The sequence below is a fragment of the Planococcus sp. CAU13 genome (assembly GCF_000775575.1).
Taxonomy (GTDB): Bacteria; Bacillota; Bacilli; order Bacillales_A; family Planococcaceae; genus Planococcus.
In genome coordinates, this window is the sequence record NZ_JRGN01000144.1 from 1 (window position 1) to 8,502 (window position 8,502).

Annotated in this window: 11 protein-coding genes; 1 reads left to right on the top strand and 10 read right to left on the bottom strand. The window is 47.2% G+C overall.

The features are described 5' to 3' along the window. Window positions 1-70: 70 nt before the first annotated feature. Both KW93_RS06155 and KW93_RS06160 read right to left on the bottom strand, forming a co-directional pair. Window positions 71-1,030, bottom strand: a complete 960-nt coding sequence (locus tag KW93_RS06155; protein ID WP_033542111.1) for a nuclease-related domain-containing protein — start codon at window positions 1,028-1,030, stop codon at window positions 71-73. 121 nt (window positions 1,031-1,151) lie between these two features. Then, window positions 1,152-2,003: a VOC family protein gene (locus tag KW93_RS06160; RefSeq protein ID WP_033542112.1), complete on the bottom strand. Its 852-nt coding sequence runs from the start codon at window positions 2,001-2,003 to the stop codon at window positions 1,152-1,154. Between the two features lie 135 nt (window positions 2,004-2,138). Between KW93_RS06160 and KW93_RS06165 the strand changes: the two genes are divergently transcribed. Continuing rightward, window positions 2,139-2,465 carry a winged helix-turn-helix transcriptional regulator gene (locus tag KW93_RS06165; RefSeq protein WP_033542113.1) on the top strand — a complete coding sequence of 109 codons (327 nt, stop codon included), beginning with the start codon at window positions 2,139-2,141 and terminating at the stop codon, window positions 2,463-2,465. Window positions 2,466-2,511: 46 nt separating this feature from the next. Here the strand turns inward: KW93_RS06165 and abc-f are convergent, their stop codons facing one another. The 8 genes from abc-f to KW93_RS06195 all read right to left on the bottom strand — a co-directional run. Beyond that, window positions 2,512-4,146, bottom strand: a complete 1,635-nt coding sequence (gene abc-f, locus KW93_RS06170; protein ID WP_033542114.1) for a ribosomal protection-like ABC-F family protein — start codon at window positions 4,144-4,146, stop codon at window positions 2,512-2,514. Between the two features lie 100 nt (window positions 4,147-4,246). Then, window positions 4,247-4,384: a hypothetical protein gene (locus KW93_RS17425; protein ID WP_161787028.1), complete on the bottom strand. Its 138-nt coding sequence runs from the start codon at window positions 4,382-4,384 to the stop codon at window positions 4,247-4,249. Between the two features lie 119 nt (window positions 4,385-4,503). Further along, entirely contained in the window at window positions 4,504-5,457 is a 954-nt protein-coding gene (locus tag KW93_RS06175; protein WP_033542115.1) for a magnesium transporter CorA family protein, read from the bottom strand. A 79-nt stretch (window positions 5,458-5,536) separates the two neighbouring features. After that, complete coding sequence (locus tag KW93_RS17600) at window positions 5,537-5,695, bottom strand: hypothetical protein (RefSeq protein WP_162835041.1); 159 nt, start codon at window positions 5,693-5,695, stop codon at window positions 5,537-5,539. Between the two features lie 63 nt (window positions 5,696-5,758). Continuing rightward, window positions 5,759-6,919: a PstS family phosphate ABC transporter substrate-binding protein gene (locus tag KW93_RS06180; RefSeq protein ID WP_033542116.1), complete on the bottom strand. Its 1,161-nt coding sequence runs from the start codon at window positions 6,917-6,919 to the stop codon at window positions 5,759-5,761. A 23-nt stretch (window positions 6,920-6,942) separates the two neighbouring features. Then, window positions 6,943-7,356, bottom strand: a complete 414-nt coding sequence (locus KW93_RS06185) for an NUDIX hydrolase (RefSeq protein ID WP_081986935.1) — start codon at window positions 7,354-7,356, stop codon at window positions 6,943-6,945. Between the two features lie 139 nt (window positions 7,357-7,495). After that, window positions 7,496-7,969: a GNAT family N-acetyltransferase gene (locus KW93_RS06190; RefSeq protein WP_033542117.1), complete on the bottom strand. Its 474-nt coding sequence runs from the start codon at window positions 7,967-7,969 to the stop codon at window positions 7,496-7,498. A gap of 212 nt (window positions 7,970-8,181) precedes the next feature. Further along, window positions 8,182-8,502, bottom strand: a 321-nt coding sequence (locus KW93_RS06195) for a 3D domain-containing protein (RefSeq protein WP_033542119.1), incomplete at its 5' end; no start/stop codon positions are given.

An 8,502-nucleotide genomic window follows, 5' to 3' on the forward strand; every position in this document is an offset into this window, starting at 1 on the left:
TTTTATGATCGGCAAACGAGTGTTTATGATCGCCAAAATGAGTTTTATGATCGGCAAAACGATATCTGTATTAATTTGGAATTTTAATCTTGTATTTTCGCATCTTTCTCTCTCCGCTTTTCTCCATTTCATATTTCACCAGTATTCTGGAAGCTGCATGACGCGATTCCAGCCGGAAGAAATTTCGCAGCTCGGCATTGGAAATCGTATGGCTTATCAGAGAGAAATATTCGTTTAATGTATTTTGGATGGCTACCGCATCGGTGTATCCGCATTTATTGCAGCACCAGCTGGTTCTTTTTATGGTTCCGCTCCCAAAATTTCCGCAACTCACGCATCGGACGCCTCTGATTAAAGCAGACGGATCTATCTGGTAATAGTCGCAGAGAGGGACCCGCTTGTATGGTGTCTGCTGGCTGGCAATCAGTTTTTTCACCTTTTTGGGATTACTGGATGGTGCCTGGGGTGCGGCACCAAGCATGCTGTAGAGATATTCATGAAGTTGGTATGTTTTGCAGATGGGGACGTTCTGCGGTTTGGAGATGAATTCGCATTCGTTTGCCGTGAAAACGACGAGGCCTTTTACGTCCAGGTCCAGTTTTCCGGATTCCAGCCAGTCATTGAAAAAACGCATATTTCTTTTCAGCTGAACTACCGGGTCATCCATCACCGTCTTTTCTCCGCCTTTATCGTACCGATAGAATTCGCCGGTTGTTTCATCAAAATGGATCTTGCCGTTAATGTTTTTCGATTCGATGATGATCGCCTGTGAATCGGTCAACAGCAGGCTGTCCATCTGGATTTTCTGATTGCCCTTGCTCAGGCTGACGTCCGGAACCACTGAAAAGCTTTCCTTCCAGCTGAATTCAGCCAGCTTTTTGAGGAGTTTTTCCTCCCCTCGCTTACCCGCGCTCACTTTGTGCAACTCTGATTCCAGAAACTTTTGATAGGAATGCGGTGCCGGCAACCGGCTGATCAAAGCTTCCAGTGCTTTCACTTCCGTCAATAAAATCGCATCTTCTCTTTCCATTTCATCCCCCTTTCAATTCGTGACACCAAAAGTATAGCATTCTCCGGAGCGATAATCAGAAATTTCAAACAAAAAATAACCCCGGCTCATGTTTGATGAACCGGGGTTTGACATTCATTTATTAAACCGCCAAACGAATTGTAATTCCTGATGGATCCTGTGTTTCCCAGTGTCCAGCAGCTTCAGTCACCTGTGCCCCGAGTCCGCGCAGACGGTCCGCTGTCTCACTGCGCTTCGCTTCATCCGCAAAAACCAATGTATAAAAATCCAATCCTGCCTCGTTTTCAGGGAGCGCTGGAATGCCGATGCCGTTCCAGATATTTAAGCCGATGTGGTGATGATATTTCTGGTCAGAGATAAACAGTGCCTGTCCGCCCATCGACGTCACCACTTCAAATCCAAGTCCTTCTGTATAGAATTTCCGGGCTTCAGGCAGATTCGAAACATGCAGGTGCACGTGGCCCATCAAAGTTCCGGACGGCATGCCTCTCCAGCTTTCATTCGCAAGGCCGGCTTCTCTCAAAATCCCTTCCGCATCGATCGGATCCACAGCCATAGCTATTTCGCCATTGCTCCAGCTCCACTCTTCAGGATCACGGTCACGGTAAATTTCGATGCCGTTGCCTTCCGGATCCGATAAGTACAACGCTTCACTCACCAAATGATCCGATGAACCGACGCGTATCCCCTGGTGGTGGAGGTGCAGGAGGATTTTACCCAGTTCTTTTCGGTTCGGCAATAAAATCGCGAAATGATACAATCCCGCGTAACGTCCTCTTTTCGGTACCAGTCCTTCAGTTGCCGTCAGTCTGATCAGGCTCTTGCCGTCTGTGCCCATACAGACTTCATTGCCTTCTTCAGAAATCACTTGGAATCCGAGAATCTCCTGATAGAATTTCTTCATTCCTTCAAGATTCAGCACTTTCAATCCTACTTCATCTGTATAAGTTACAGGCTTTTGGTGAAAATTCATTTTGCAGTCCTCATTTCAAACTTTAGTTACTTTATGTAACAAATTATATTTTAGTTATTATAAGGTGTCAAGTAACTTAATTCTTTTATATTAGAGCAAAGCTGTGCTATTATATGAATAAAGGAGTGAGTACTCATGGATAAAACAGTTATTTGTCCGCGTTTTGAGTCTGCCATTGCGATACTCAGCCAACGCTGGACAGGTTTAATCATATATCAGCTGCTGACGGGCCCGCAGCGCTTCAGTAACCTGACCGAAGTGATCGGCATCAGCGGACGCCTGCTGTCCGAGCGCCTGAAGAACCTTGAAACTCAAGGCCTTGTAAAACGGACTGTTTACCCTGAAACGCCCGTACGCATCGAATACGAGTTGACCGAAAAAGGGAGATCATTGAAACCCGTCATGGATGAAATACAAAGCTGGTCCCAGGAATGGATCGAAGCACCTATAGAAACAGAATAAAGCGGCCCATCGTTTTCAGATGGCCGCTTTTGTTTTGCATTTTTATTTATTTGGCTTCAATTAGAAACCGCTTCGCCTTAGCCGCAGAATAATTCCCTTCAAACCTTTCAATCTGCTGATCGTGCAGCCAATACGTCACTGGAAATAATTTATCCAGGAAGTAACGGTCGTGGGAAACAGCAATGATCGTGCCTGGAAAATCCGCCAGTGCTTCTTCCATGACTTCTTTCGCTTCCAGATCCAGGTGGTTGGTCGGTTCATCCAGCACCAGAAGATTATGGTCCATGTGCATCAGCTGCGCGAGCCGCAGCCTCATCCGTTCCCCGCCGCTTAGCTGCTGGACAGGCTGAAACACCATATTTCCGAAGAACAGGAATTTCGCCAGCAGATGCCGCGCTTCAAATTCAGAAACCGCGACCGCATCCCGGAATTCGGCAATGACGCTCCGATTATTGTCCATTTCAAGTGTATGCTGCGACAGGTGGCCGATCGATAAACTGCTCCCGGTACGGAGCTCACCGGCATCCACCTGTTCCTTGCCGAGTATGAGATTGAGGAGCGTCGTCTTACCCGTTCCATTGGATCCGACAATTGCGACCCGTTCCCCGAACCGGATATGAAGCGATGCATCATGGAAAAGGATCCGCTCACCGTAGCCTTTCCACACGTTTTCCATCAATACCACATCGCGGCCGCTGCGCTCACCCGACTGGAAATCGAGCACCATCTGTTTTTTGGAAAGGACGGGGCGGTCGAGAACTTCGATTCGTGCAAGCGCTTTTTCCATGCTTTTCGCCCGCCGGTGCATCCCCGCATTCGGTGGATTCGCCCGGTTGGCCCATTCCTTCAGGCGCTTGATCGTTTCTTTCATCTTCTGGATCTTTTTCTGCTGGTCCTGGAACTGCTGAAACTCGATCAGCAGACGCGCTTCCCGCTCTTTCACATAAGCCGAATAATTCCCGGTATACTGAATCAGATCACCCTGGTCCAGTTCCCAGATATGTGTGACGGTTTCGTCCAGAAAATAACGGTCATGCGAAACCAGCACCACAGTTCCTTTATAATGGGCAATAAATGAACCGAGCCATTCAATCGCATCCAGATCCAGATGGTTCGTTGGTTCGTCCAACAGCAGCAGATCCGGTTCCTGCAGCAGCAGTTTCGCCAATCCGACTTTTGTGCGCTCTCCGCCGCTCAGGTGCCCCCAACTCTCCCCTTTCAGCTGGCTGATTTTCAGGCCATTCAGCACCTGGTCAATCCGGACATCGATTTCATATCCGCCGCGCTGAATAAAATCATCCTGTACACTGCCGTAACGTGACAGCAGCTTTTCCAGTTCTTCCGGCGCCGCTGTTTCCATGCGTTTCTCCATGGCCTTCAGCTCATCCTGGGTTTCCGTCAAATCGGCAAATACCGCAGTCAATATTTCAGCGACTGCCTGATTTCCCTGTTCATCCGGCGTCTGTTTCAAGAGCCCGACGACACTTCCTTTTTTCCAGGTCACCCGGCCTTCATCCGGTTCCAGGGCGCCGGCCAAAATATTCAATAATGTTGTTTTTCCTTCCCCGTTGCGGCCGACGAGACCGATGCGTTTGCCTTCCGCAATATCCCCTTTTATATGGTTGAATAATTTATGTGAAGCAAAATGGCATTGTATGTTTTGAAATTGGCTGATTATCATTGTTCTCTTCCTTTCCATTCCGGAAGAGACGCCGGCCAAAACAAAAAAGGCATGCAAAGACGCATGCCTTTCGGTAATTCCGTTTGCAGGCAGATGTCTCTTACTGGTAATTTTCACATGATTCGATTAGCTGAAAAAGGACAGACTCCTCCCTTGCATCGATTCCAGTGAAAGTGACGCCATGCAGAATGTAGAGATATTCCTGACACTCCGTCATGCGCTTACCAGTTTGATTCATCATACCCACCTCCTTCGTTCATTTGTTCCATTTTAAATGAAAAGCATGGGAACGTCAATTTAAAAATCGAATTATTCTAATATTTAAAAGTGTCAGTAAAGATAAAGCAGCCGGTGCTGTCACTCCCCCCGGCTGTTTTTTACATTGCTGTCTCTTTTTAATGTCTGCAGAATATCCCCTGTCCATCCTTTATTTTTCAAATAGAAATACAGAATGGCAGTGGACAGCACGATGATAATGAGCGACGCCAGATAGCCGAATGTCCATTCCAGTTCAGGCATATGTTCAAAGTTCATCCCCCAAAGGGCACCAAAAGCCATGACAGGAGTGAAAAGTGTCGTCAGCACTGTCAGCGTCTTCATGATTTCATTGCCCCGGTAATTCGCCACAACGTTTTCCATGTCCACCATATTGTTCACTTCATGCTCATAGGCATTGATCAGCATTTCCATCCGGCTGATGCGTGAAGAGGTCCGGTAATATTCGGGATTCTCCAGAATTTCTTTTCCGAACGTTTCAGGCATGACCATCTTCATCTCGATAAACCCGAGAATGACATTTTTCCAAAGCAGGATTTCGTGGCGTACATTCTCAATTTCGGCTAGCGTATTTCTGTTATTCTTTTCCTTTATCTCCCATAGAAGTTGATGCAGCCGTTCTTCAAATACATCTATTTTATGTAACAGGGATCCCGTCATGGCTCCGAGAAGGATCATCAGCAATTCAGTCGTAGACCCCGCATGTTCCATGTGCTCATGGATCCTCTCCTGATCCATATCCTCATCTTCCTCATAATCAAGCCTGTTTGTCAGAAGGATATCTTTGGATAAATAAAAATGCAGCGTCTTCATGTCTTTTTTATCCTTCGGGCTATGCCTGTATATCAATGAACCCCAAATCTTTTCCTCCCCAGGCATTGAAGTATCCACGTGAAGGATATTGACAGTCATATCTTTCGATTCATCCCGCCAGGAATGCCGGCGGATATGTTCCGGCAGCAGATGGACAAACCCATTTCCGATTTCTGAAGCTTCTTCATGCCAAACTGCATGTTTGAATGTATATTTCGGCACAGCCTTCATCCTCCAGTAAAAAAATTTAAAATGACAGTTAAAAAAGCAAGCCCGCGAAGACTTGCCTGGTCACATGTTTTCAGTTCTGGTCTCTGTATTTCTCATTGGAGTTTTCTTCGTACTCCAGTTCACGGTCCGGCATCGGATCCATTTCCTTATCATTTGGCGCATCGCGTCGGGGTTCGACTTCAGGAATCAATTCTTCGCCTTCATGATGTTGTTCCTTATCCTTCTTCATGCCTTCCCCTCCTCATCGGGTTTATTACTCTATAAAATACCCTTTTCGGCTTTTTCTAATCCTTCATTCGACCGAAACGAATCCGGTCCGCTCCACCAGTTCCTGGCCTTCTGCAGAAAGGATCCAGTCGATGAACGGCTGGACATTCGGATTGTCGGAGCCGGCCGTCACTGCATAGAACTCGGAAGACAATGGATAGTCATCCGACCGGATCGTCTCAATGGAAGGTTCCACTCCATCGATTGCCAGTAATTTGATCTTATCGTTCCGCACCATCTCTGTAGAGAAAAAGCGGAATGTGTAGCCGATGGCATTTTTATAATTTCTGTAGCTCGCCACTTCGCTGATGATGCCACCCATTCCGGAAGCCATTTCTTCGATTTCGGGTTCTTCGATCGGCGTATCACCCATAAATTTTATGAAGGTTGTCTGGCTGCCGCTGTCGACCGGCCGCTGGAAGGCACGGATCTCGTCATTTTTTCCGCCAACCTCCGACCAGTTTGTAACTTCCCCCGAATAAATGCTTCTTATCTCTTCACTGCTCAAAGCGTCCACCGGATTTCGCGCGTTGACGAAAAAGACGAAAGCTTCACGGCCGATCGGCGTCATTTTGAGCTCGAGCCCTTTCGCTTCAGCCCGGTTTTGATGTCCGGTTGACGGACCCGCCACGAAAATGATATCGGCTTCACCTGCCAGCAGCCTTTCATATGCTTCCGGCGTTGTAGTGGACACGACTTTACTGAATCCGGGGTCATAAACGGGATAATCCCCTTCCGGATAGACCGCTTCGGTAAAAGCAGCATACAGCGGATAAAGTGCCGTCGCCCCGTCCAGTTTTGGCAGTTCTCCTTCCAATTTGAAAGTTGCCGGTGAATCCAGTTTCGCCAATTTATCACTGCCGGTAAAAGCTTCGTATTCGTAAAGTTCTACTTCCCCGTCTACCTGAGCGAAGCTTTCCTTATAATAATGCGGGATGGAAAATGAAGCGCCGATCACTAAAATCACCGCAATAATTCCGGCTGCGATTTTCTTGCCTTTTGGTTTATGATACAGCCCGATGTCCGAAAACAGATACAGCAGCCACACAGAAATCATTGCCGCGATTACCAGGCCAAGCAAATGGATATCCCCATTCAGAGCTACGAAAATCAGTACAGGAAATCCGATAAAACAGATAGCCCCTCCGATAAATAGAGCGATCATTACTCTTCCGAACTTCTCCATGATCTCCAACCCCTTCTCTTATTTTATTGTTTGATCAAAGACCTGATCACTTCCGCTTCACCCGGGTCGGCCAATTCCAATGTCTCCAGCTTTCCAATCGGCTGCCAGGCAATCGCCTGAATCCACGGATCCTCTTCCCACACAATAAGCTCTCCCCCAACAACTTCCACCAGGAAATACTGCAGTTCCACGGAAACGTCTGCCTTGTCAAAGCTGTCTTTTTTCACACCTGCGCTCTTAAGAATTCTTACTTCAAGTCCTGTCACTTCTGAAAATTCACGGACACAGCTTTCTTCAAGCGTTTCTCCTGCTTCAGGCGGACCGGCCGGCAAGCTCCATTTCTTTTCTTCGTCCGTCGGTCCCTGCAGCACCATCAATACTTCGTTCCGGCTGTTGATGCAGACGCCTGCAGCCCCTTTCCAATCTGACATTTCCATGTGATCTCTCCTCCGTTTCATCTGTAATCTGCAGTCGAACGCCGCTTTTTCTCAAGATACCATATATTCCCGCTTTTCGGGGGCTGACGCAAAAATAAAACCAGCCACTGAAAGATGTCAGCAGCTGGTTCCTGTAAATTCAGTTGGCTTCCTCTGAATAGTCGCTTTGCAATACGATATGATGAGTCGCTTCAGGCAAGCCCAGATCCCCGGAGAAACCGTTTGCCCTATAGAAAGCATCCGCAATCGACGAATCGGTCCGCACCACGATTTCACTGAAATGGCCTTTGCCGTAATCCAAGATTTCTTGGAGTAATTTCGTGCCGATCCCTTGCCGCCGTGCGTGTTCAGAGATGTAGAACCTTCTCAATCTGCCAACTCCGCTTTTATCCGAATAGGGGTCCCGGTTCAATCCGCCGATCGCCACCAGTTCACCCGCCGGATCCCAGACACCGTAAAGCACTTCTCCCGCTTTATTAAAAGTATTGGTGCCATCTTCGTACTGATTGACGAGGCGCCTCAGGAACCGATACCCTTCCGCTTCACTTTCTTCCACCAATTTTGAAACGTCCACTTGTTTCAAGTCATCTATTGCTTTGATGTTCATCGGCATACTGCATCCTCCTATGGTACATATTTTTTCCCATTCATCGGATTACATGTTTTCATCGTTGTTCTCTTACAGTGTATAGAATGCCTGAGCCAATTACCAGCCGTTTTCGGAATCTTCTTTCAAATAGAAGGAATATCTCTGTTGCCTCATTCATTTTTGGCAATAAAAAAGGCCAAGGGAATGGACACCTCGGCTTTGTAGCTGTTTAGATTTTATTTTAGGATTTTGATTGTTACAGTTTTGCGGCCCCATTGAAGAGCTGCATCTCTCGACGGAATGAACACATCGATTTTATTGCCTTTGATAGCTCCGCCAGTATCGCCAGCGATTGCTGTACCATAGCCTTCAACCCATACTGTTGAACCAAGTGGAATAACTGTAGGATCTACTGCGATTACTTTTTGGTTCGGGTTCGTACGTAAGTCAATGCCAGTGGCTGTGATGCCTGAGCATCCTGCGCAATATGCTGTGTATGCTGTTGCAGAAACCTGCATTTCTTTACCTGATTGAGCTGATGGTGCCGGTGCTGATGT

What these genes read in the sequence shown, in the direction of transcription:
- KW93_RS06155 (WP_033542111.1), bottom strand. Translation starts at nt 1,030, where the DNA reads ATGGAAAGAGAAGATGCGATTTTATTGACGGAAGTGAAAGCACTGGAA.
- KW93_RS06160 (WP_033542112.1), bottom strand. Translation starts at nt 2,003, where the DNA reads ATGAATTTTCACCAAAAGCCTGTAACTTATACAGATGAAGTAGGATTG.
- KW93_RS06165 (WP_033542113.1), top strand. Translation starts at nt 2,139, where the DNA reads ATGGATAAAACAGTTATTTGTCCGCGTTTTGAGTCTGCCATTGCGATA.
- abc-f (WP_033542114.1), bottom strand. Translation starts at nt 4,146, where the DNA reads ATGATAATCAGCCAATTTCAAAACATACAATGCCATTTTGCTTCACAT.
- KW93_RS17425 (WP_161787028.1), bottom strand. Translation starts at nt 4,384, where the DNA reads ATGAATCAAACTGGTAAGCGCATGACGGAGTGTCAGGAATATCTCTAC.
- KW93_RS17600 (WP_162835041.1), bottom strand. Translation starts at nt 5,695, where the DNA reads ATGAAGAAGGATAAGGAACAACATCATGAAGGCGAAGAATTGATTCCT.
- KW93_RS06180 (WP_033542116.1), bottom strand. Translation starts at nt 6,919, where the DNA reads ATGGAGAAGTTCGGAAGAGTAATGATCGCTCTATTTATCGGAGGGGCT.
- KW93_RS06185 (WP_081986935.1), bottom strand. Translation starts at nt 7,356, where the DNA reads ATGGAAATGTCAGATTGGAAAGGGGCTGCAGGCGTCTGCATCAACAGC.
- KW93_RS06190 (WP_033542117.1), bottom strand. Translation starts at nt 7,969, where the DNA reads ATGCCGATGAACATCAAAGCAATAGATGACTTGAAACAAGTGGACGTT.